Source organism: Hydrogenophaga sp., from assembly GCF_050182545.1.
GTDB lineage: Bacteria > Pseudomonadota > Gammaproteobacteria > Burkholderiales > Burkholderiaceae_C > Hydrogenophaga.
In genome coordinates this window covers 233,880-254,887 of record NZ_JBFXCD010000004.1, presented here as the reverse complement: position 1 = coordinate 254,887, position 21,008 = coordinate 233,880, and the positions used below count along the sequence as shown (strand labels likewise).

The following is a 21,008-nucleotide window of genomic DNA, read 5'->3' as shown; positions in this document are numbered from 1 at the left end:
AAACCCGGAATTGCCGGCAGTTCAGGGCTTCGCCATCAGCGCCTGCCAGCCCGCAGCGCCCAGCTCGCGCAGGGTCTGCAGATTGCGCTCAACGATGGCCTCGGCATCACCACCCTCCGAAGCCACCGCGCGTTCGACGCTGTCCTCGCGCAACAGGTGCAGGGTGGGAAACGGCGAGCGGTTGGTGGCGTTGGTCACGTCGTCCACCTCGGTGCCCTCGAATTGAAACAAGGGGTGAAAAGGTGCCACCTGCACCACACCGTCGAGCTCGTGCTCGGTCACCACGTCGTCCACGACGTTGAGAAAGTCGTTGAACACCTCGAAGTCAGGGAACAGCGTGGGGTGCACCAGCAGCGTGGTGTCGATCTCGTCGGCCGGTGTGTTCACCAGCAGGTCGAGTTCGCGGTCCAGGTCGTCCAGGAAGGCATCGAGGTGGCGCGCCTGGCTGACCACGATGCGCACCTGGTTCTTCACGTACACCGCGCGCGCGAACGGGCACAGGTTCAGGCCGATGACGGCCTTCTCGATCCAGCGGCGGGTGGCTGCTTCGACGTCAGGCATCACTTCAGCGCCTTGAACCTCATCCGTTTCGGCTTGGCGCCCTCTTCGCCCAGTCGCTTCTTCTTGTCGGCCTCGTACTCCTGGTAGTTGCCGTTGAAGAACACCCACTGGCTGTCGCCCTCGGCGGCCAGGATGTGGGTGGCGATGCGGTCGAGGAACCAGCGGTCGTGGCTGATGACCAGCGCGCAGCCGGCGAATTCAAGCAAGGCGTCTTCCAGCGCGCGCAGGGTTTCCACGTCGAGGTCGTTCGAGGGTTCGTCCAGCAGCAGGACGTTGCCACCTTCGGCCAGGGTCTTGGCCAGGTGCAGGCGCCCGCGCTCACCACCCGAGAGGCTGCCCACGCGTTTCTGCTGGTCGCCGCCGGAGAAGTTGAAGCGGCCGCAGTAGGCGCGGCTGGGCATCTGGAACTTGCCCACGGTGATCATGTCCAGACCACCGGAGATGTCCTCCCACACGGTCTTGTCGCCGTCCAGGCCTTCGCGGCTCTGGTCGACGAAGGCCATCTTCACGGTCTGGCCGATCTTGACCTCTCCGCTGTCGGGCCGCTCCTTGCCACTGATCAGCTTGAACAGCGTGGACTTGCCCGCGCCGTTGGGGCCGATGATGCCGACGATGGCGCCGGCCGGGATCTGGAAACTCAGGTTGTCGATCAGCAGGCGATCGCCAAAACTCTTGCTGACGTTCTTGAACTCGAACACCTCGTTGCCCAGGCGCTCGGCCACGGGAATGAAGATCTCGTTGGTCTCGTTGCGCTTCTGGTATTCGACGTCGCTCAGTTCCTCGAAACGCGCCAGGCGCGCCTTGCTCTTGGCCTGGCGGCCCTTGGGGTTCTGGCGCACCCACTCCAGTTCCTTCTTCATGGCCTTGGTGCGTGCGTCTTCAGTGCGCTGTTCCTGCTCCAGGCGCGCTTCCTTCTGCTCCAGCCAGGTCGAGTAGTTGCCCTTGTAGGGAATGCCATGGCCGCGGTCGAGTTCGAGAATCCACTCGGCCGCGTTGTCCAGGAAGTAGCGGTCGTGGGTGATGGCGACCACGGTGCCGGGGAAACGCTGGAGGAACTGCTCGAGCCAGTCCACCGACTCGGCGTCCAGGTGGTTGGTGGGTTCGTCCAGCAACAGCATGTCGGGCTTGGACAGCAGCAGGCAGCACAGCGCCACACGGCGCTTTTCACCGCCGGAGAGCACGCCGACCTTGGCGTCCCAGGGCGGCAGGCGCAGCGCGTCGGCGGCAATCTCGATCTGGTGTTCGCTGTCGGTGCCTGCGGTGGCGATGATGGCTTCGAGCTGGGCCTGTTCGGCGGCCAGGGCATCGAAGTCGGCGTCTTCCTCGGCGTAGGCCGCGTAGACCTCGTCCAGGCGCTTTTGCGCCGCGCGCACCTCGCCCAGGCTGGCTTCCACCGCCTCGCGCACGTTCTGCTCCGGGTCGAGCTGCGGCTCCTGCGGCAGGTAACCGATGCGGATGCCCGGCATGGGGATCGCCTCGCCCTCGATCTCCTTGTCGATGCCGGCCATGATCTTGAGCAGCGTCGACTTGCCCGAGCCGTTGGTGCCGAGCACGCCGATCTTGGCGCCAGGGAAAAACGACAGCGAGATGTCCTTGAGGATCTGGCGCTTGGGCGGCACGATCTTGCCGACCCGGTTCATGGAAAAGACGTATTGAGCCATGGGAGTTTTGCCTGAGAAATCTGCGGCCAGGAGGGCCGCGAAACCGTCAATTATCGGCGCATGCGACAATACGGCCTGTCGGGCACTTCAGTTGGTCCGGCACCAGCGCTTGGCTGGGGTGTGCGCAAACCCGTTGCGGCCACCGACTTCCTGAATCCATCTGCCCCAGACTGACCGGGCGCCGCAGCCGAAGAAGCCGCGACACCCGGAGTGGCCGATGCCCCCAGCGCCCTGGACGGGCGCCTCATCTACATGACCTTTGACGATCTGAACCTGGCCCCGGCCATCGTGCAAGCCGTGCGCGAACACGGTTACGAAACCCCCACCCCCATCCAGGTGGAAGCCATCCCCGCCGTGCTGGCCGGTCGCGACCTGCTCGGTGGCGCCCAGACGGGCACCGGCAAGACCGCCGCCTTCACCCTGCCCATGCTGCAGCGCCTCGCCAGCACCGAACGCGCCCAGAGCCGTTTCGGCGGCGTCGGCATCCGCGCCCTGGTGCTCACCCCCACGCGTGAACTCGCCGCACAGGTTGAGGAATCGGTGCGCGTCTACGGCAAGCACCTCGCGCTGACCTCCACCGTCGTCTTCGGCGGCGTGGGCATGAACCCGCAGATCAACGCCATGAAGCGTGGCGTGGACATCCTCGTCGCCACCCCGGGCCGCCTGCTCGACCTGCAGCAGCAAGGCTTCCTGGACCTGTCCACGGTACAGATGCTGGTGCTCGACGAAGCCGACCGCATGCTCGACATGGGCTTCATCCACGACGTGAAGAAGATCCTGGCGCTGGTGCCCCGCGAAAAGCAGAGCCTGCTGTTCTCGGCCACCTTCAGCGACGAGATCCGCGACCTCGCCAGCGCCCTGCTCAAGGACCCGCTGCATATCCAGGTGACCCCGCGCAACACCACGGTGCAGCGCATCACGCAGGTGATCCACCCCGTCGGTCGCGGCAAGAAGAAGGCGCTGCTGGTGCACATCATCAACCAGCACAACTGGAGCCAGGTGCTGGTGTTCACGCGCACCAAGTTCGGCGCCAACAACGTCGCCGAGTACCTGACGAAGAACGGCATCCAGGCCATGGCGCTGCACGGCAACAAGAGCCAGGGCGCACGCACCCAGGCACTGGCCGGCTTCAAAAGCGGCGAGATCCGCGCCCTGGTGGCCACCGACATCGCCGCGCGCGGCATCGACATCGACGAACTGCCGCACGTCGTGAACTACGAGATCCCCAACGTCTGCGAGGACTACGTGCACCGCATCGGCCGCACCGGCCGCGCGGGCAACAGCGGTGAAGCGATCAACCTCGTGAGCCTGGACGAGGAAGGCTTCATGATGGAAATCGAGCGCTTCACCAAGCAGCAGATCCCCGTGCAGATCTTCCAGGAGTTCATGCCCGAGCCCGGTGAGAAGGCCGAGCCCATCGCCATGGGTCGCCAGACCATCTGGGGTGGCGCGGGCAAGCCGCCCAGCCGCGAGGTGATGGCCGCGGCCGCCAAGGCCGCGCGCACCGAGATGCTGCAGCGCGTGCGCGAGAAGCGGGCCAGCGAACCGCAAGGCCGTGGCAATGGTGGCGGTGGCCAGCGCCAGCGCCCGGCGGGTGAGGGCGGCGAAGGCCGCCGGGGCGGCAACGGAGGCGGCCAGCGCGCCCATGGCAACGGTGGGGGCGGCAACGGCCAGCCCCGCCACGGCGGCCAGCGCAATGGCAACGCGCAGGGCCACCGCCCGCCGCGCGACGATCGCGGTCCGCGCGAAGACCGTGGTCCGCGTGAGGCGCGCGAGCCGGGCGCCGAGCGCCAGCCCGGCCCCAATGCCCACCTGGGCAGCCTGCGCATCAAGGAACCGCGTCCGCGCGCGGCCAACCCGGGCGGCCAACCCGACCCGCTGCGCACCAGCATCGACGCCATGCGCACCGGCAACCGCGGCGGCAAGGGCAAGGGCGGAGGCCAGCGCGGCAACGCGGGCGGCGGCGCCGATCCGCTGCGCACCAACTACGGCCGAATCCGCTAAGCCGTTTCCCACTACAGTGCGGTCATGCAACCCGACCGCACCGTCCCGACCGACGCCCCGTCTGCCCTGCCCGGCAACGGGGCGTCGCCACGTTGGGCCACGCTCATGTTGGCCACCTGCAACGTGCTCAACCTGGCGCAGGCTGGTCGGCACTTCTACAACGGCCAGGAGCCCTACAGCCAGGCCGAGTTCGAGCGCAAGGTGACCTGGCTGGGCGAGCGCTTCAAGGCGCTCAATGCCGACGTGATCGCGGTGCAGGAGGTCTGGGACGAACTGGCCCTGCGCGCTGCGGTGGCACGCAGCGGCCTGCAGTACGGTTTCGTGGCGGTGCCCGGGGCGGAGAACGGTGTGGGCCAGCACGGCGCCCAGGGCACGCCGCGGGTGGGCATCGTGACGCGCCTCAAGGTCGAGTCGGTGGAGTCGGTGACCGACTTTCCGTCCGCCGCCGTGGTGCAGGTGCCAGGCCTGGGCCTGCACACCCGCTTCGAACGTCCGCCCCTGTTCGCCACCCTGCGCCTCAAGCATGGCCAGACGCTGGGCGTGATCACGGCCCACCTCAAGAGCAAGCGGCCGAAGTTTCTCGAAGACGCCAACGGCAAGGTCAACGAAGACACGGACGATCCCGCCGTGCAGGCCCTGGGCACCTTGCGCTCGCTGATCATGCGCGCCAGCGAGGCGCTGGCCCTGCGCCTGAAGGTGGTGGAGCTGCTGCACCGCACGCGGCTGCCGCTGGTGCTGATGGGCGACCTCAACGACAGCCCGCACAGCGTGACCACGCAGCTCATCGCCGCCACCTCGCAGGTGGCCTACGACAGGGGCGCCCGCGACCACGCGCTGTTCAGCGCCTGGGACGTGCAGGGCGAAGCCGCGCTGCGCCGAGACGTGGCGTATTCGCACATCCACCAGGGCTACCCGGAGGTGCTGGACCAGGTGCTGGTGAGCGAGGAATTCGTGGCCACCAGCCGCGCAGCCATCGGCGACGTGCGGCGCGTCGAGGTGTTCAACGACCACCTGTTCGAGGGCCGCGACCGCAGCCGCAGCGACCACGGTTTCGTGCGCGCGCTGCTGCGCCTGCGCCTGCCCGACCTGCCGCCGTCAGTGAACTGAGCCGGTTGCCGGCGCGCCGGCTTCGCGGATGCGCCGCGCCAGGTGCGCCAGCGCTTCCTCCACCTGGTCGACCAGCACCAGGCACAGGTCGCCCGGCTGCAGGCGCGCCAGCGCGGCGTCGATGGCGACGAACTCGCCGCGGATCTCCAGCACCTCGCGCGTGCGGCTCGCGTCGGCCAGGCCCTGGCGTAGCAGGGCCAGCACCTCGCCGTCCTCGCGCCCGCGCTGGCAGGCGTCCTGGAACAGCAGCACGTCGTCGAAGGCGGTGCCGAGGATAGCGGTCTGCTCGCGGATGTCCTCGTCGCGGCGGTCGCCCGCGCCACTGATGACCACGCTGCGCCGGCGCGCCGGCATGGCGTTGACGGCGTCGACCAGGGCGCGCATGGCGTCGGGGTTGTGGCCGTAGTCGGCGATCACGGTGGCGCCGCGGTAGTCCATCACGTTGAAGCGGCCGGGCGCGTTGTCGGCGTCGTTCGAGAAGCTCGCCAGGCCGCGGGCAATGGTGTCCCAGTCCAGCCCCGCGCACCAGGCCGCGCCGATCGCGGCCATGACGTTGTCTTTCTGGAAGCCGATGGTGCCGCCGCGCGTGATCGGCACGCCCTGCAGCGGGATCTGCACGCGCCAGCTGCCTTCGGTGACGAGGATGCGGTCGCCCTCGACGCAGATCGTGCGCTTGCCCTGCACGCGGTGCGCGGCCAGCACCGGGTGGTCGTGGTCCTGGGCGAAGAACACCACGCTGCCCGGGCATTTGGACGCCATGGCCGCGACGATGGGGTCGGCGGCATTGAGCACCGCGTAGCCCGTGGGCGCGACGTTCATGACGATCACGCGCTTGAGCACCGCGAGGTCTTCGACCGTGGTGATGTAGTTCAGGCCGAGGTGGTCGCCCGCACCCACGTTGGTGACCACCGCCACCAGGCACTGGTCGAAGCCCAGGCCTTCGCGCAGCATGCCGCCGCGCGCCGTTTCGAGCACGGCGGCGTCCACGTCCGGGTGCAGCAGCACGTTGCGCGCGCTCTTCGGGCCCGAGCAGTCGCCGCTGTCGATCTGGCGGCCATCGACGTAGACACCGTCGGTGTTGGTCATGCCCACGCGCAGGCCACTGGTGGCCATGAGGTGGGCGATCAGGCGGGTGGTGGTGGTCTTGCCGTTGGTGCCGGTGACAGCCACCAGCGGAATGCGCCCGTCTTCGCCCGGTTCAAACATGTGCGCCACCACCGCGTCCCCCACCGGCCGGCCCTTTCCATACGAGGGAGAGAGGTGCATGCGCAGGCCAGGCGCGGCGTTGACCTCGACCACGCCGCCGTGCTGCTGCTCCAGCGGCACGTGCACGCTCTCGCACACCACGTCGACGCCGCAGATGTCCAGGCCCACGGTCTGCGCCGCGGCGACCGCGCGCGCGGCCACGTCGGGGTGCATGTCGTCGGTCACGTCGGTGGCGGTGCCGCCGGTGCTCAGGTTGGCGTTGTTGCGCAGCACCACGCGCCGGCCCATCTCGGGCACCGATTCGGGCGTCAGCCCCTGCACGCCCAGGCGCGCGCGGGCGATGTCGTCGAAGCGGATCTTCGTGAGTGAGGTGGCATGCCCTTCGCCGCGCAAGGGGTCGGCGTTGACGAGGTCGACCAGCTCGCTCACGGTGTGCTCGCCGTCACCGATGACGTGCGGCGGGTCGCGCCGCGCCGCGGCGACCACGCGGTCGCCCACCACCAGCAGGCGAAAGTCGCTGCCCGGCAGGTATTTCTCGACCATCACCTCGCCGATCTCGGCCGCGGCGCGGTACGCGATGTCCAGGTGGTCGCGCGAGACGATGTTCACCGTGACGCCCTTGCCCTGGTTGCCGTCCTGCGGCTTGACCACCACCGGCAGGCCGATCTCCAGCGCGACGGCCCAGGCGTCGTCCGCGTCGCGGACCGGGCGGCCCTCGGGCACCGGCACGCCGGCGGCCGCCAGCAGGGTCTTGGTCAGGTCCTTGTCCTGCGCGATCGACTCGGACACCGCGCTGGTGGTGTCGACCTCGGCGGCCCAGATGCGCCGCTGGCGCGAACCCCAGCCCAGCTGCACCAGACTGCCCGAGGTCAGGCGCCGGTAGGGAATGTTGCGCGCCACGGCGGCGTCGACGATGCAGCCGGTGCTCGGGCCCAGGCGCACGTCCTCGTCGAGCGCGCGCAGGCGGGCAATGGCAGCGTCCACGTCGAAGGTCTGCGGCTCGCCCGCGGCCACCACCGCCAGCAGCTCGCGCGCGAGATTGAAGGCCAGCCGGCCCACCACCTCTTCGGTGTACTGCGCCACCACCTGGAACACACCGGGATCCAGCGTGGCCGCGGTGCGGCTGAAGGTGACGGGGCAGCCCGCCTGGGCCTGCAGGGCCAGCGCCGTGTCTTCCAGCACGTGCGCCAGCGACAACCGCTCCTGCGGCGGGTTGCTGGGTTTGAGCGCACCCACGGCCGGAAAGAGCTCGCGCAGGCGTTTCTCGAAACCTTCGAGCGCATGCAGGTCCAGCTCGTGCGGCTCGCAGGCGACGATGGCCTCGATGCAGGTGTGGCGGCTCCAGAGGTTGGGGCCGCGCAAGGTCCGGATGCGGGAGACGTCCATGACGAAGACCGGGTGTGGGGTGGACAGAAGAGGGGGTGGAGGACTCAGCGAACGGCGACGGCCACGACCGGCACGGCCACGGCGGCATCGAGGCCCGAGGTCTCGATGCCCGCGGCCATCAGCTCCGGCGACACGGCCAGTGCCCAGGCAGCGGCCACCGCGGCCATCAGCGTGTGCTCGCCAAAGGTGGCCCGCAGTTGCTGCGTGACGGGGGCGTCCAGGCGCACGCGGTGCGACTTGCGTGTGCCGTCGGCCAGCACCAGCGCGCCGTCCGAGGCCGAGACGGTGCGGGCGCCGGCGGCGCGGTGCCCCGCCAGCGCGGGCGACTCCGCGTTCAGGCCGTACAGGATCACCTCGCCATCGCACAGGCCGGCCATCTCCGCCACGCGGGGTTCGTCGGCGTTGAGCACGGCCACGCCGTCGGGCAGCACCACGTCGACCTGGGTGCGCAGCACGCGGTAGAGCTGGTCGACGTTGTGCACGTCGTGGCGTTCGAGGCCGGGAGGGAGGTCCAGGTCGGTCACCACGCCCACGGCGCAGCGGTCGCAGGCCAGACCGTCGTCCAGGATGGCGGCGGCGCCGTTCTCCAGCACGACCGCGTCCACCTCGCGGTTCATCAGCAGGCGCCGGCCCGCCTCCCAGTGGGCGCTGGGCCGGGCATCGACCCGCCGGTTGCCCAGGTACAACCCGTCCTGGCAGGCCAGGCCCACCCGGCGCCCGCTCAGGTGCAGCAGCCAGGCCACCAGGCGCGCGACGGCATGGCCATGGCGCGAGCCGGCCACACCCACCACGGGCACGCGACCGTTGCCGCCGTCGTCGAACAGGTGGTCGATGATGGCGCGCCCCACCGGGCGCGGGTGGCCGGCGGCCGGTTTGAGGTGCATCAGCAGGCCGGGGCCGGCGTTGACTTCCACGATCGCGCCACCCTGCTCCTGGAGCGGTCGGCGGATGTCCTGCGCCACCAGGTCCACGCCGGCCACGTCCAGGCCGACGGCGCGCGCGGCCAGGGAAGCGGCAAACGCCACTTCGGGGTGCACCTCGTCCGTGCAGTCGATCGCCACATTGCCGTTGCGCTGCACCAGCACGTGACGGCCGGCCGCCGGCACGGCCCCGCCCGACAAGCCCTGGCGTTCCAGCAGCAGGCGCATGACGGGCTCGCGTTCCAGGCGGATCGTCTCCAGCGGGAATTCCTCGGCCTCGCCACGGCGGGGGTCGCTGTTGAGCTGGCTGTCGATGAGTTCGGCGACGGTGGCGCGCCCGTCACCCACCACACTCAGGCTCTCGCCGCGCGCGGCCGCCACCACGCGCCCCTTCACCACCAGCAGCCGGTGCTCATCGCCGCGCACGTGGCGCTCGACCATGACCTCGCTGCCCTCGGCGTCGGCCACGGCGAACGCCTTCTCCACGTCCCCGCGCTCCGACAGGTCCAGGCTCACGCCGCGGCCATGGTTGGCGTCGGATGGCTTGACGACCACGGGCAGGCCGATCTCCTGCGCGGCCTCCCAGGCTGCTGCGGGGCTGTCGACCACCTGGCCCTCGGGCACCGGCACGCCGCAGGCCTGCAGCAGCGTCTTGGTCAGGTCTTTGTCGCCCGCAATGCCTCCGGCAATGGCGCTGGTGCGGTCGGTCTCGGCGGTCCAGATGCGGCGCTGGCGCCGGCCGTGCCCGAGCTGGACGAGATTGCCCTCGTTGAGCCGCAGGTGCGGAATGCCCCGGTCGGTGGCCGCCGCGACGATGGCCGCGGTGCTCGGGCCCAGGTAGCTGCGGTCGATCTGCTGCACGATGCGCGCCACGGCCTCGGCCACGTCGAATGCGTTCGTGTTGCCCTCGGGCTGGGCAATCGCCGCGCGCAGCAGGGCGTGGGCCTCGGCCAGCGCGGTGCGCGCCACGGCCTCGTCGCGCGCGCGGAACACCATGCGGTAGATACCGCGCCGGCTGGTCTCGCGCGTCTGGCCGAAGCCCGTGGGCATGCCGGCGAGGTTGAGCAATTCGATGACCACGTGTTCCAGGATGTGCCCGGCCCAGGTGCCTTCGCGCAGGCGCTCGATGAAGCCGCCGCGCTCGCCCACGCCACAGTGGTGCTCTTCCAGCGCCGGCAGCCAGGCAATCAGGCGATCGGTCAGCCCCGGCAGCTTGTTCGAAGGGAAGTCTTCCAGGTCGCCGAGGTCCAGCCAGACCTCGAGCACCGGACGGTAGGTCCAGATGTTGGGACCGCGCAGGTAGTTGACGCGCAGCAGCGTGATGTCGTTTTTCGGGCTCATGTCTCCGGCCGGACGCATGTTGGGGGACGACCGGATGCACCACCGGCCTGGGTACAGAAAAGAACTTCGATGCCTCAGCGTTTGCCCACCGGGCATCGGTGAAAATGCACGGCTCCCTGCCTGGAGCAGGTCCGTTCTCGCGGTCGACGCCACGCTGTCATCTTCACCATGCCATCACGCTTTCCAGCTGAATCCTCAGCCTCAGGAGCCGACCCTGCACGGGACGCCTTGCGTCCCGCGTCAACCCGGCTGGGGGGCGATGATAGCGCCGTCGCCGCCTTGCCGCTGGACCTGGACAGCCATTTACATTTCCGCCCACGCACGCTGTTGCTGACCCGCCAAAGCCTGGTGGAGGGCGAACAGGCCTGGCCGCTGGCTGCGGGGATGGCGCTGCGCCTGAGCGACCACGCCGGCGTGGGCACCCTGGAACTGCTGGATGCGAACGGCCGCCTGGCGGTGTGGCGCTTCACGCTGGGCGCGCAGAACCAGGCAGTGCGGCTGGTGGAGGCGTTCCAGCGCACCGTGGCGCAGCTCGACGGCACCCAGGGTCCCGCAGGCGACACGCCCGAGCGCACCTGTGCGCAATGTCACGCACCACTGCCACCCGACAGCGACGCGTGCCCGGCCTGTGCGCCCGAAGCAGCGCAGCCCCCGCCTTCGACCTGGGTGCTGCTGCGGCTCTGGCGTTTCGCGCGGCCCTACCGCTGGTCGCTGCTGGCGGGCTTCGCGCTCACGCTGGCGTCCACCGCCGCCGCGCTGGTGCCGCCCTACCTCACCATCCCGCTGATGGACCGCGTGCTGATCCCGTTCCAGAACGGCGAACGCATCGACACCGGCCTGGTGCTGGCGCTGCTGGGCGGCCTGCTCGGCTCGGCCCTGCTCGCCTGGGGCCTGGGCTGGGCACGCACCTGGCTGCTGGCGCTGGTCTCCGAGCGCATCAGCTCGGACCTGCGCACCGCCACCTTCGACCACCTGCTGCGGCTCTCGCTGGACTACTTCGGCAGCAAGCGCACCGGCGACCTGATCGCGCGCATCGGCAGCGAGACCGACCGCATCAGCGTGTTCCTGTCGCTGCACGCGCTGGACTTCGTCACCGACGTGCTGATGATCGGCATGACGGCGGTGATCCTCTTCTCCATCAACCCCTGGCTCGCGCTGGTGACGCTGCTGCCCCTGCCCTTCATCGGCTGGCTGATCCACCTCGTGCGCGACCGGCTGCGCACCGGTTTCGAGAAGATCGACCGCGTCTGGGGCGAAGTCACCAACGTGCTGGCCGACACCATACCCGGCATCCGCGTGGTCAAGGCCTTCGCGCAGGAAGGGCGCGAGGCACGGCGCTTTCGCCAGGCCAACGAACACAACCTGGCCGTCAACGACCGGCTGAACAAGACCTGGTCGCTGTTCACGCCCACGGTCACGCTGCTCACCGAATTCGGCCTGCTGGTGGTGTGGGCCTTCGGCATCTGGCTGGTGAGCCAGAACGAGATCACGGTGGGCGTGCTCACCGCCTTCATCGCCTACATCGGGCGCTTTTATGGCCGGCTCGACTCGATGAGCCGCATCGTCTCGGTCACACAGAAGGCGGCCTCGGGCGCCAAGCGCATCTTCGACATCCTCGACCACGTCTCCAACGTGCCCGAGCCCGCGCAGCCCGTGCCGCTGCCGCGCGTCGAAGGGGGCCTGCGCATGGAGGGCGTGAGCTTCCGCTATGGCAGCCGCACGGTGATCCGCGACCTGAACCTGGAGATCCACCCCGGCGAGATGATCGGTCTGGTCGGCCACAGCGGCTCGGGCAAGAGCACGCTGGTCAACCTGCTGTGCCGCTTTTATGACGTGAGCGAGGGCGCGATCCGCGTCGACGGCATCGACATCCGCCGTGTCGGCGTGGCCGACTTCCGGCGCCACATTGGCCTGGTGCTGCAGGAGCCCTTCCTGTTCTTCGACACCATCGCCGAGAACATCGCCTACGGCAAACCCGGCGCCACGCGCACCGAAATCGTCGCCGCCGCGCGCGCGGCGCACGCGCACGAATTCATCCTGCGCCTGCCGCAGGGCTACGACTCGCTGGTGGGCGAGCGCGGCCAGGGCCTCTCGGGCGGCGAACGCCAGCGCATCAGCATCGCGCGCGCGCTGCTGATCGACCCGCGCATCCTGATCCTGGACGAAGCCACGTCGTCGGTCGACACCGAGACCGAGAAGGAAATCCAGAAAGCACTGGACAACCTGGTGCAGGGGCGCACCACCATCGCCATCGCGCACCGCCTGTCCACCCTGCGCAAGGCGGACCGGCTGGTGGTGATGGACCGCGGCGAGGTGGTCGAGATCGGCCCGCACGACGAACTCATGGCCCTGCGCGGCGCCTACTGGCGCCTGTACGAAGCCCAGGCGCGGAAGGAACAGGAAGCCGCCGCCCTGCTCGACAACGACGCCACGCCCGAGGACGACGACGCATGAACGAACCCGCCACCCCCGGCTGGCACCTGCAGCGCAACGCCTTCGGCCGCCTCGTGTTCACCGATGCGCAGGGTCTGGAACACGTGGGTGTGGTCCCCGTGCGCGCCTTCCCCATCGACGCGCCCGACGAAGGCCTCTCCCTGCTCGGCGCTGATGGTCACGAACTGGCCTGGGTGGAGCGCCTGTCGGCGCTGCCGGCATCGCTGCGGCAGCTGCTGGAAGAAGAACTCGCGCAACGCGAGTTCACGCCGGTGATTCAGCGCATTCGCGCGGTGTCGACCTTCTCCACCCCCAGCACCTGGGAAGTCGACACCGACCGCGGCTCCACGAGCTTCGTGCTGCGCAGCGAAGACGACATCCGCCGCCTGGAAGGCCAGGCCCTGCTCATCCTGGCCAGCCACGGCGTGAGCTTCGCGGTGCGCGACCGGCTGGCACTCGACCACCACTCGCGGCGGTTGCTGGACCGGTTTCTGTAGATGCGCTCTGGTCGGGTGCGCCGGCCCGCAAAGGCGTGTTGCTCGCGGGCCGACGTGACCATCGTTTCGTCAGCTACGATGTCTCAGATCGGCCAGAAGCAGACGCTCGTCATTCCTCCCTTCAGATACGAGGACTCCTCGCGATGTCTTTCCGCCCATACCAAACAAAGGTGCTTCCAAGGGAGTTTCGCTACCCGGCTGAATTGGCAGTGGCCACCGATGGAGATGACCTCTATCCATGGGTCTTCATCGACCCGGAGAGCGCAGTTGGTCAGTTGGCCTGGAAGGTGAGAACGAGCGATGGCAGAAACCTTGTTCCGTTTGCATCTGTTGAGGACGACAGGAAGGACATTGCCTGCTTCGATGGCGATGACACATCTGGAAGCCCGGCCGTATTGATGTTGGTAGTTGACGGCTCGGGCCGGCAATATTCATTCAAAAACTTCGCAGCCTGGATGAAGGCTGCTGCAGACGATGCATACGCTTGGCGGCGTGATTTCGGCGCGTTGCGTTAGTAGCCCGCCTTCGGCCACAAGCGGTCGTCAGTCTTCGAGGGAACATAGTTGTTGCGCTCCCGGCTTCTCGCGCTTTCTTGCTTCTTTATCGCTCACGAATCTCATGCCGTCGATGGCGTGGGCATTGGCGAAATGTTTCCCTTCTTGGAATTTGCTTTGTGGGCGGCTATCCCTGCTGTCCCAATCTTCACGGTGTACGGCCTTTTTCGCCCAAGTGACGCCGTCGCTCGCCAAAGGGTATGGCGATGGTTCTTGAGCATCTGGTTGTTGTGCGTAGTTTCCCCGTATGCGTACCGCGCTACTGGGGCAGCCTTCGCTGCACATTTGTGCAGGAGCGATGCATCTACCGACGTGCGAGATTCGTCGGAGCAGTGGCTCAATACGGCAGAGAAAGCTATGCGCGAACGAGCATCGCGGCCAGTGCTTTTCGAGTACCAGCAGAACGAATCGATATGGCTTGGGGTGAAGCGCGTGACTTTCCTACTCGTTGAGCCAACGAGTCGCACTGAACTTATGCGCAGTCGCGCATACTTCGCCGCGAACAGCGTGGTTCCCTATGGATGCGCAGGAAACGAGGTGTACTGGCGGACCCGAGAGAGGTTCGCAAGGTTTGCAACGATTCAGCATCAGCGTTGACAGGTAGACGTACGGTGCGCCGAACTTCCGTTCAGGGCCCTTTGCAGACACGTAAGCCATCTGTTTCGAACAGGATTTCGGCCAAGCCGGCATTGCATCTATTAGTCCAAAGATCTGAAGAAAATATAGGCCCAACCAGCCAAGAAAATCGCGAGGCATTCGATCGCCACGAGGCCAACCCAAAATCTCAGCGTTTCATGAGCTCGAAACGAAATGCTGGTTTTCGTGCGAACGACGCCTGCCTTAAGTGCAAAGAATGGGATGACGATGGGAAGGGCGAGCCAGCACAAGAGCGCGACATATCCCGTCGCTGTTCGCCAAACGCCGAATGAGAGTCTAGTGACGACAAAGGGCAGCAGGATTGCACCGAAGACAAAAAGTACGCCTGGCCAATAAATGCGTTTAGCGTCCGGCGTGACGAGCTTTCGCATGCGGGGAGAGAGTGGCATAAACGAGGGACACTATTGTCTGCTTGTGGCCGATGACCACCCTACTAGCTCAGGCGTATCAATGCCCAAAGTTGACCCAAGGTCATGGCGACTTTCCCCGCCCACCAGCAATGCCTTAGGCATCAAGACCGACCGTGCATGCGTCCCGCGTTGAAGGGCTTTGAGGACCGCAAACTACCTTCCGCCCAATAGCACGACAAAAAAGAAGACAAAGGCCCCCAAAATGGCTGCGCCGATCAACGCGACGCCACTAGAAATCACGCTGCTCTTCGTGGCAAAGACGACCAATGCGCAAGCCGCGCACCCACCACCCACCCATAAGATGCCGCGTCGAAGTTCTGCGGCCGCCGACGGTGCTGCCCACAGTAATCCCAGGCCGACGCACAAAAGTACGGTAGCAACAGCCAACCCAAACACGCGTGCCGTGGTAGGCATCTCAACACCCATATCAGCTCCAATGTAGTCTGCGCAACTTCGCGAAAGACTCAGTGCGTGTTTTCGACCATGAGCGGAAGGTCCGGTTGTGGCCGATCTGAGACATCCTAGCCGAGCCGGTACCCAGCCACCGTCACCCCCGCACAAACAAGGTCACCAGCGGCTCGTCGCCCACCTGCCGGCTGCGGTGGCCGTGCAGCGCTGGGTCAAACACCGCGCCTTCGGGCAGGGTGTCGGCCGAGTAGAAGTGCTGGCCCGGGTGGAAGGCGCGCCAGCTGCCGTCCTGCAGGCCGATTTCCATGCAGCCCTTCAGCACGAACAGCCACTGCGGCGCACCGGTGCAGTGGAATTCGCTGCGAAAACCGACCGGGCTTTCGCGCAGCTGCAAGCCGCCCGATGGCATGAGTGGCGACAGGCGCGCCGCAGGCGTGCCTTCGGTCAATAGGACGGTGGCGTCGCGAAATTTCGCGCGGCCGTCGGTGTCGGTGTACAGCACCACCTGGGGGAAAGTGTTCAAGGCCGGCTCCTGGTTGGATCACCGTTTGTACACCGCCTGCCAGGCCCCCAGCACAAGGGGGCCGCCAGCTTTCGCCAGCAGCCCCCCGGGGCTTGGATCGGTCCGGGCGTGTGGCGCCCGGCCGCTCATGCGGTGGTTCAGCCGCCGTTGGCGCGGCGCGATTCGACCAGTTCGGCGCGCACGTCCTCGCGCGTCTTGCCCTGCGCCAGCACCGGCTGCGGGTAGCGGTTGGGGTAGAGCTGGTTGTAGGTCTGGCCCGTGGCGCCGTCGGCCACCAGTTCGCCGTTGCGGATCGCTTCGGCCAGCTCGGCCTTGACCTGCTCGCGGGTCTTGCCCACGGCGGCCACGTTGGCCACCGGTGCATCCGTGCGCACGGCGGCGTACTGCGCCGGTGCCACTTCGTTGAAGCGCTGGCCGGTGGCGCCGTCGGCCACCAGGTCACCGTTGCGAATGGCGGCGGCCAGTTCGGCCTTCACCTCGGCGCGGCTCTTGCCCGCCACGGCGGCAGGCTGGGCGTACAGGTGGGGGGCGATTTCATTGAAGCGCTGGCCGGTGGCGCCGTCGGCGATCAGGTCGCCGCTGCGGATGGCCTGGGCCAGTTCGGCACGCACTTCGGCGCGGGTTTTGCCCACGGCAGCGGTGTCGGCTGCCAGGGCGTGGCCGGCAACGAGGGAAGAGAGGGCGATGGCGACAACAGAGAGACGGGTTTTCATGACAGTTTTCCTTGGAGAGGGTTGAACATGCCGGTCGGTCCGTTGTGCGGTCTGCCGGCTTCGATGCCTCTGCGGAGGGTTTGCGTGCATCGATGGGGTGTACTGTAGAGTTTCTGATTCAGAAGAAAAACAGCGCCACAAGGACAACTATGTTTCTGATTCGGCAATAATCAAGACTTTTCACGCCGGGTAAACCCGGAAGGAGCACCCCTCCATGGACCGTCTTGCCTCCATGCGCGCTTTCCAGAAAGTCATTGACGAAGGCGGCTTTGCCGCCGCCGCGCGGGCCCTGGACATGTCCCCCGCGGTGATCACGCGGCTGGTGGCCGATCTGGAAGACCACCTGGGCACGCGGCTGCTGCACCGGACCACCCGGCGCGTCTCGCTGACCGACGCCGGCGAAAGCTACCTGGACCGGGTGCGTGTGATCCTGCAGGACCTCGACGAGGCCCACGCGCTGGTGAGTTCGCAGACCAGCGACCTGGCTGGCGTGCTGCGCCTGCTCGCGCCGCCGGTGCTGGCCACGCACGTGCTCGCGCCGCTGGTGAGCGGCTTCCGGCAGGCCTACCCGAAGATCCTGCTCGACATCGACGTGGAGTCGCACCGCGAGCCGCCAATCCAGGATTACGACATCACGCTCATGGGCGCCAACGCCTCGTTCGACGCGAACGTGGTCGCGCGCAAGGTGCTCTCCAGCGTCACCGTGCTGCTCGCCTCGCCCGACTACCTGCAGCGCAGGGGCACACCGGCGCGGCCGGAAGACCTGGCGCAGCACGACTGCCTGCGCTTCAAGCCCGCAGGGGGCCGCACGCGCGGATGGCGGCTGTTGCACGAGCACGAAACCGAGCGCTTCGTCGACATCGAGGTGCAGCCGGTGCTGTGGGCCAACCACACCGACACGCTGATGCACGCCGCGCTCGACGGCGCGGGCATCACCGCCACCACCATCGAGCTGGCCGCTCCGCTGATCCAGAACGGGGACCTGGTGCGCGTGCTCAACCCCTGGATCACCGACCGCCTCACCATGTACGCGGCCCTGCCCAGCCGCAAGTTCATGCCGCGCCGCACCGAGGTGTTCCTGGACTACCTGATCCAGCAGACCCGCACCCGTGTGAACAACGCGCTGGCCACCTGCAGCAGCTGCTGACGCAGCTCGTTACACAAAAGCGCGCCGGCTTCAACCCCGTCGGGGCAGTTCGTTCGTTTCATCGGGCTCCATCCACTGTTCCGGAGTCCACATGAAACCCCTTGCCTCCTTGCGCCTCGCCCTGACCTGCGCCACCGCGCTCGCAGCCCTGGCCGCCCCGCCCGCCCATGCCGTGGGCGGCCTGGCCGACATCCAGGTGATCGACCGCGACAGCGGTGACACACTGACCGTGTACCGCCACCGTGGCGAACACTGGGTGGCCGGGCGCCCCGGTGCGCGCTACGCCGTGTCGGTGCGCAACAACACGGCCGCGCGCGTGCTGGGTGTGGTCTCGGTCGACGGCGTGAACGTGATCTCGGGCGAAACAGCCGCCTGGCAACAGACCGGCTACGTGCTCGCGCCCTGGCAGCAGCACGCCATCACCGGCTGGCGCAAGAGCGACGCCGAAGTGGCGGCCTTTCACTTCACCGCCTCGGGCGCGTCGTACGCCGAGCGCACCGGCCGCCCTGCCCACGTGGGCGTGATCGGCGTGGCCGTGTTTCGCGAAAAACCCCTGCCACCGCCGCCGCCCGCCATGCTGCCCTGGCCGTCCTCGCAACGCGAGGAAGCCGCGCCGCACAGCCGTTCGGACGCGGGCGCTTCGGGCGCGGCGGATGCCAGCAGCGAAGCGAAGGCCGAGGACGAGGCCCCGCGCGAACGGGCCGAATCGCTCGCCGCGCGCCGCATGGCACCCGCCGCGCCACTGCCCGCGCCGCGCCTGGGCACCGGCCACGGCGCGCGCGAACACGCCCCCGTGACGCACACCACCTTCGAACGCCGCCGCGAGCGCCCGGACGAGATCGTCCGCATCCGCTACGACAGCCGCGAGAACCTCATCGCCATGGGCATCATCCCCACGCAGGCCGTGCCGCCACGGCCGAACCCGTTCCCCGGCGTGGTGCGGCCGGGCTACGCCCCCGATCCCTCATGACGTGCAACCCGCGGGGCGCGGCGGGGGGTGCCCATAATCGCGGGCATGACCGACGAGGCCGTGCCCGCCGATGAAACGCTGATGCAGGCCTTTGCCGCCGGCGACGCACGCGCCTTCGAGACCCTGTACGACCGCCACGCCCTGCCGGTGTGGCGCTTCGTGCAGCGCAGCGTGCACGACAGCGCGCTGGCCGACGACCTGGTGCAGGACGTGTGGTTCTCGCTGGTGAACCACGCCCCCCGCTATGAACCCCGGGCGCGTTTCCGCACCTGGCTGTTCACGCTGGCGCACCACCGCCTGGTGGACCACTGGCGCACCCACAAGGCGCACGCCAGCCTGGACGCCGGCAGCGAGGACGGCGCGGCCCTGGCCGACACACTGGCCGCCGATTCGGGCTTTGGCCCGGTGCGGCAACTGCAGTCGCGCGAGCAGGCGCAGGCCCTGCTGGATGCGCTCGCCGCGCTGCCGCTGCCGCAGCGCGAGGCTTTCCTGTTGCAGGCCGAGGGCGGGCTGAGCGTGGCCGAGATCGCGCAGGCCACCGGCGTGAGCGCCGAGACCGCCAAGAGCCGCCTGCGCTATGCGCGCGAGCGTTTGCGCCAATCGCTGGAGGCTTTCGCATGAAGCCCGACCACCCCGACGACGACCTGCTGCTGCAGCGCTACCGCGAGGCCAGCGCGCACGACCCCGCACGACCCGCACCCGCCCTGCGCGAGGCGGTGCTGGCGCGCGCCCGCACCGCCGCGCAGGAGGCCCGTGCACCCGGCGGCAGCAGACCGCCCGCCGCCAACGACGCCACATGGCGCTGGCGCGCCTTCGGCGGCCTGGCAATGCTGGGCCTGGCCACGCTGGTGGTGCTGCAGTTCGATCGCGGCACGCAGGATGAGCGCGAGCTCGCGCTGGGCCAGCCCCCTGCACCGCAGGCCGCGCCGGCAGAGCCCGCCCGGTCCGATGCGGCTCGCGAGGCCGCGCCGCGCTCCACCGAGAAGCCCGACGCATCCCCCCCTGCTGCCAAGACAGCGCCACCAGCACCAGCACCAGCACCAGCACCAGCACCAGCACCAGCACCAGCACCAGCACCAGCACCAGCACCAGCACCAGCACCGGCCCGCGCCGCTCCTCCGCCCGCACCGCCACCGGCCCCCGCCACACCACCCGCTGCGGCCGAAGCGCCGGCAGCGGCCGAGGCCACTGCGCCAGGCACCGCCGACACCGCGCCCCAGGCGCAGGACACCGAATCGCGGGCACGCGCTGAGGCCGGCAGCGCCGCCGCGCCGCGGGCCCGCGCGCTGGAGCGCAGCGAAGCACCGGCAGGCCTGTCCTTGCGCGGGGCGACGCCCGCCGGGCACCCCGACACCACCCTGCTCGCGGCCGCCGCACGCGGCGACGTGGCGCGTGTGCGCGAGGCCATCGCCCGGGGCGCGGATGTGAACAGCGCCGATGCCCAGGGCCGCACCGCGCTGATGATCGCCGCGCAACGCGGCGACGCACCCCTGGTGCGGCTGCTGCTCGACGCGGGCGCCGACCCGCAGCACACCGGCCGCGACGGCCTGCGCGCGGCCGACCTGGCACGGCAGGCCGGCCACGAGGCGCTGCTGCCATCGCTCGAAGAAGGCCGCGCGCGTTGAGGCCGCCCGCTACCATGCGCGCATGAACACACCCGCAACCCCTTCCCCCTCCTCCGTGCATTTCGGCCACCAGGGCCGCGTCGTCATCGTCACCGGCGGCGCCCAGGGCATCGGCGAAGCCTGCGCACGGCGCTTCGCACAGGAAGACGCCAAGGTCGTCATCGCCGATGTGGCCGACGCGCCCGGCCTCGCACTCGCCCGCGCCATCGGCGCGGGCTACATGCATTGCGACGTGGGCGACAAGACCGACGTCGACGCCCTCGTGGCCCACACGCTCGAAGAGCATGGGCGCATCGACGTGCTGGTCAACAACGCCGGCATCTTCAAGGCCTCGGACTTCCTGGACATCACGGAGGACGACTTCGACGCCGTGCTGCGCGTCAACCTCAAGGGCTCGTTCCTGATGGGCCAGGCCGTGGCGCGCGCCATGGCGCCGATGCGCAACGGCAGCATCGTCAACATGAGCTCGGTCAACGGCGTGCTCGCCATCCCCAGCATCGCCAGCTACAACGTCAGCAAGGGCGGCATCAATCAGCTCACGCGCGTGATGGCGCTGGCGCTGGCGGACCATGGCATCCGCGTCAACGCGGTCGCGCCGGGCACCATCGCCACCGAACTGGCGGCGCAGGCCGTGCTCACCAGCGAGGACGCGCGCAACAAGATCCTCAGCCGCACGCCCATGAAGCGCCTGGGCGAACCCGACGAGATCGCCGACGTGGTCGCCTGGCTGGCCAGCGACGCGGCCAGCTACGTCACGGGCGAGATCGTCACCGTCGACGGCGGGCGCATGGCGCTGAACTACACCGTTCCCCTGTGAATGCGTGCGCGCGCCGCACGCAGGGGGAACTCTGTGCGCGCGAAGCACCTCCATTGAGACAGGCAGCA

The 21,008-nt window shown here is 68.6% G+C and carries 16 protein-coding genes; 10 read left to right on the top strand and 6 right to left on the bottom strand.

The genetic code is table 11. From position 1 onward, the window contains the following. Positions 1 to 21: 21 nt before the first annotated feature. Together AB7P10_RS06640 and ettA are read right to left on the bottom strand one after the other, a co-directional pair. Entirely contained in the window at positions 22 to 561 is a 540-nt protein-coding gene (locus AB7P10_RS06640) for a DUF1415 domain-containing protein (RefSeq protein ID WP_428293043.1), read from the bottom strand. Continuing rightward, entirely contained in the window at positions 561 to 2,222 is a 1,662-nt protein-coding gene (gene ettA / locus AB7P10_RS06635) for an energy-dependent translational throttle protein EttA (protein WP_428293042.1), read from the bottom strand. The genes AB7P10_RS06640 and ettA overlap by 1 nt, the downstream gene beginning before the upstream one ends. Positions 2,223 to 2,474: 252 nt before the next feature. Here ettA and AB7P10_RS06630 point away from each other — a divergent pair, with 252 nt between their 5' ends. Further along, positions 2,475 to 4,226, top strand: coding sequence for a DEAD/DEAH box helicase (locus AB7P10_RS06630; protein ID WP_428293097.1), 1,752 nt, complete (start codon positions 2,475 to 2,477; stop codon positions 4,224 to 4,226). Between the two features lie 105 nt (positions 4,227 to 4,331). After that, complete coding sequence (locus AB7P10_RS06625) at positions 4,332 to 5,333, top strand: endonuclease/exonuclease/phosphatase family protein (RefSeq protein WP_428293096.1); 1,002 nt, start codon at positions 4,332 to 4,334, stop codon at positions 5,331 to 5,333. On the opposite strand, the gene cphA (AB7P10_RS06620) is transcribed toward AB7P10_RS06625, so the two are convergent. Further along, positions 5,322 to 7,925 carry a cyanophycin synthetase gene (gene cphA / locus AB7P10_RS06620; RefSeq protein ID WP_428293041.1) on the bottom strand — a complete coding sequence of 868 codons (2,604 nt, stop codon included), beginning with the start codon at positions 7,923 to 7,925 and terminating at the stop codon, positions 5,322 to 5,324. The two genes, AB7P10_RS06625 and cphA (AB7P10_RS06620), sit on opposite strands and share 12 nt — an antisense overlap. 44 nt (positions 7,926 to 7,969) lie before the next feature. Further along, positions 7,970 to 10,186, bottom strand: coding sequence for a cyanophycin synthetase (cphA, locus tag AB7P10_RS06615; RefSeq protein ID WP_428293040.1), 2,217 nt, complete (start codon positions 10,184 to 10,186; stop codon positions 7,970 to 7,972). Between the two features lie 168 nt (positions 10,187 to 10,354). Between cphA (AB7P10_RS06615) and AB7P10_RS06610 the strand changes: the two genes are divergently transcribed. From AB7P10_RS06610 to AB7P10_RS06600, 3 genes are all read left to right on the top strand, one after another. Continuing rightward, a complete protein-coding gene (locus AB7P10_RS06610; protein WP_428293039.1) occupies positions 10,355 to 12,640 on the top strand; it encodes an ABC transporter ATP-binding protein in 2,286 nt (761 codons plus the stop codon). After that, positions 12,637 to 13,116 carry a DUF1854 domain-containing protein gene (locus AB7P10_RS06605; RefSeq protein ID WP_428293038.1) on the top strand — a complete coding sequence of 160 codons (480 nt, stop codon included), beginning with the start codon at positions 12,637 to 12,639 and terminating at the stop codon, positions 13,114 to 13,116. The genes AB7P10_RS06610 and AB7P10_RS06605 overlap by 4 nt, the downstream gene beginning before the upstream one ends. Before the next feature lie 143 nt (positions 13,117 to 13,259). Beyond that, the gene (locus AB7P10_RS06600) at positions 13,260 to 13,631 is read left to right on the top strand and encodes a hypothetical protein (protein ID WP_428293037.1); all 372 of its coding nucleotides are present in this window, start codon (positions 13,260 to 13,262) and stop codon (positions 13,629 to 13,631) included. A gap of 1,653 nt (positions 13,632 to 15,284) precedes the next feature. Here AB7P10_RS06600 and AB7P10_RS06595 read toward each other — a convergent pair. After that, the gene (locus AB7P10_RS06595; protein ID WP_428293036.1) at positions 15,285 to 15,668 is read right to left on the bottom strand and encodes a hypothetical protein; all 384 of its coding nucleotides are present in this window, start codon (positions 15,666 to 15,668) and stop codon (positions 15,285 to 15,287) included. Between the two features lie 137 nt (positions 15,669 to 15,805). Continuing rightward, positions 15,806 to 16,381 carry a DUF4148 domain-containing protein gene (locus AB7P10_RS06590; RefSeq protein ID WP_428293035.1) on the bottom strand — a complete coding sequence of 192 codons (576 nt, stop codon included), beginning with the start codon at positions 16,379 to 16,381 and terminating at the stop codon, positions 15,806 to 15,808. A 214-nt stretch (positions 16,382 to 16,595) separates the two neighbouring features. Between AB7P10_RS06590 and AB7P10_RS06585 the strand changes: the two genes are divergently transcribed. From AB7P10_RS06585 to AB7P10_RS06565, 5 genes are all read left to right on the top strand, one after another. Continuing rightward, positions 16,596 to 17,528 (top strand): LysR family transcriptional regulator, encoded by a 933-nt coding sequence (locus tag AB7P10_RS06585; protein ID WP_428293034.1) that lies wholly within the window; start codon positions 16,596 to 16,598, stop codon positions 17,526 to 17,528. Positions 17,529 to 17,619: 91 nt separating this feature from the next. Next, positions 17,620 to 18,498 carry a hypothetical protein gene (locus AB7P10_RS06580; RefSeq protein ID WP_428293033.1) on the top strand — a complete coding sequence of 293 codons (879 nt, stop codon included), beginning with the start codon at positions 17,620 to 17,622 and terminating at the stop codon, positions 18,496 to 18,498. 45 nt (positions 18,499 to 18,543) lie between these two features. Further along, positions 18,544 to 19,119, top strand: a complete 576-nt coding sequence (locus AB7P10_RS06575; protein ID WP_428293032.1) for an RNA polymerase sigma factor — start codon at positions 18,544 to 18,546, stop codon at positions 19,117 to 19,119. Further along, positions 19,116 to 20,123 carry an ankyrin repeat domain-containing protein gene (locus AB7P10_RS06570; RefSeq protein ID WP_428293031.1) on the top strand — a complete coding sequence of 336 codons (1,008 nt, stop codon included), beginning with the start codon at positions 19,116 to 19,118 and terminating at the stop codon, positions 20,121 to 20,123. Before AB7P10_RS06575 ends, AB7P10_RS06570 begins: the two co-directional genes overlap by 4 nt. 22 nt (positions 20,124 to 20,145) lie before the next feature. Next, positions 20,146 to 20,940, top strand: coding sequence for an SDR family NAD(P)-dependent oxidoreductase (locus AB7P10_RS06565; RefSeq protein WP_428293030.1), 795 nt, complete (start codon positions 20,146 to 20,148; stop codon positions 20,938 to 20,940). The last annotated feature ends 68 nt before the right edge of the window (positions 20,941 to 21,008 follow it).

Bases quoted from the DNA above. Each gene is read 5' to 3' on its own strand.
- AB7P10_RS06640 (WP_428293043.1), bottom strand. From the start codon at position 561: ATGCCTGACGTCGAAGCAGCCACCCGCCGCTGGATCGAGAAGGCCGTC.
- ettA (WP_428293042.1), bottom strand. From the start codon at position 2,222: ATGGCTCAATACGTCTTTTCCATGAACCGGGTCGGCAAGATCGTGCCG.
- AB7P10_RS06630 (WP_428293097.1), top strand. From the start codon at position 2,475: ATGACCTTTGACGATCTGAACCTGGCCCCGGCCATCGTGCAAGCCGTG.
- AB7P10_RS06625 (WP_428293096.1), top strand. From the start codon at position 4,332: ATGTTGGCCACCTGCAACGTGCTCAACCTGGCGCAGGCTGGTCGGCAC.
- cphA (WP_428293041.1), bottom strand. From the start codon at position 7,925: ATGGACGTCTCCCGCATCCGGACCTTGCGCGGCCCCAACCTCTGGAGC.
- cphA (WP_428293040.1), bottom strand. From the start codon at position 10,186: ATGAGCCCGAAAAACGACATCACGCTGCTGCGCGTCAACTACCTGCGC.
- AB7P10_RS06610 (WP_428293039.1), top strand. From the start codon at position 10,355: ATGCCATCACGCTTTCCAGCTGAATCCTCAGCCTCAGGAGCCGACCCT.
- AB7P10_RS06605 (WP_428293038.1), top strand. From the start codon at position 12,637: ATGAACGAACCCGCCACCCCCGGCTGGCACCTGCAGCGCAACGCCTTC.
- AB7P10_RS06600 (WP_428293037.1), top strand. From the start codon at position 13,260: ATGTCTTTCCGCCCATACCAAACAAAGGTGCTTCCAAGGGAGTTTCGC.
- AB7P10_RS06590 (WP_428293035.1), bottom strand. From the start codon at position 16,381: ATGAAAACCCGTCTCTCTGTTGTCGCCATCGCCCTCTCTTCCCTCGTT.
- AB7P10_RS06585 (WP_428293034.1), top strand. From the start codon at position 16,596: ATGGACCGTCTTGCCTCCATGCGCGCTTTCCAGAAAGTCATTGACGAA.
- AB7P10_RS06580 (WP_428293033.1), top strand. From the start codon at position 17,620: ATGAAACCCCTTGCCTCCTTGCGCCTCGCCCTGACCTGCGCCACCGCG.
- AB7P10_RS06575 (WP_428293032.1), top strand. From the start codon at position 18,544: ATGACCGACGAGGCCGTGCCCGCCGATGAAACGCTGATGCAGGCCTTT.
- AB7P10_RS06570 (WP_428293031.1), top strand. From the start codon at position 19,116: ATGAAGCCCGACCACCCCGACGACGACCTGCTGCTGCAGCGCTACCGC.
- AB7P10_RS06565 (WP_428293030.1), top strand. From the start codon at position 20,146: ATGAACACACCCGCAACCCCTTCCCCCTCCTCCGTGCATTTCGGCCAC.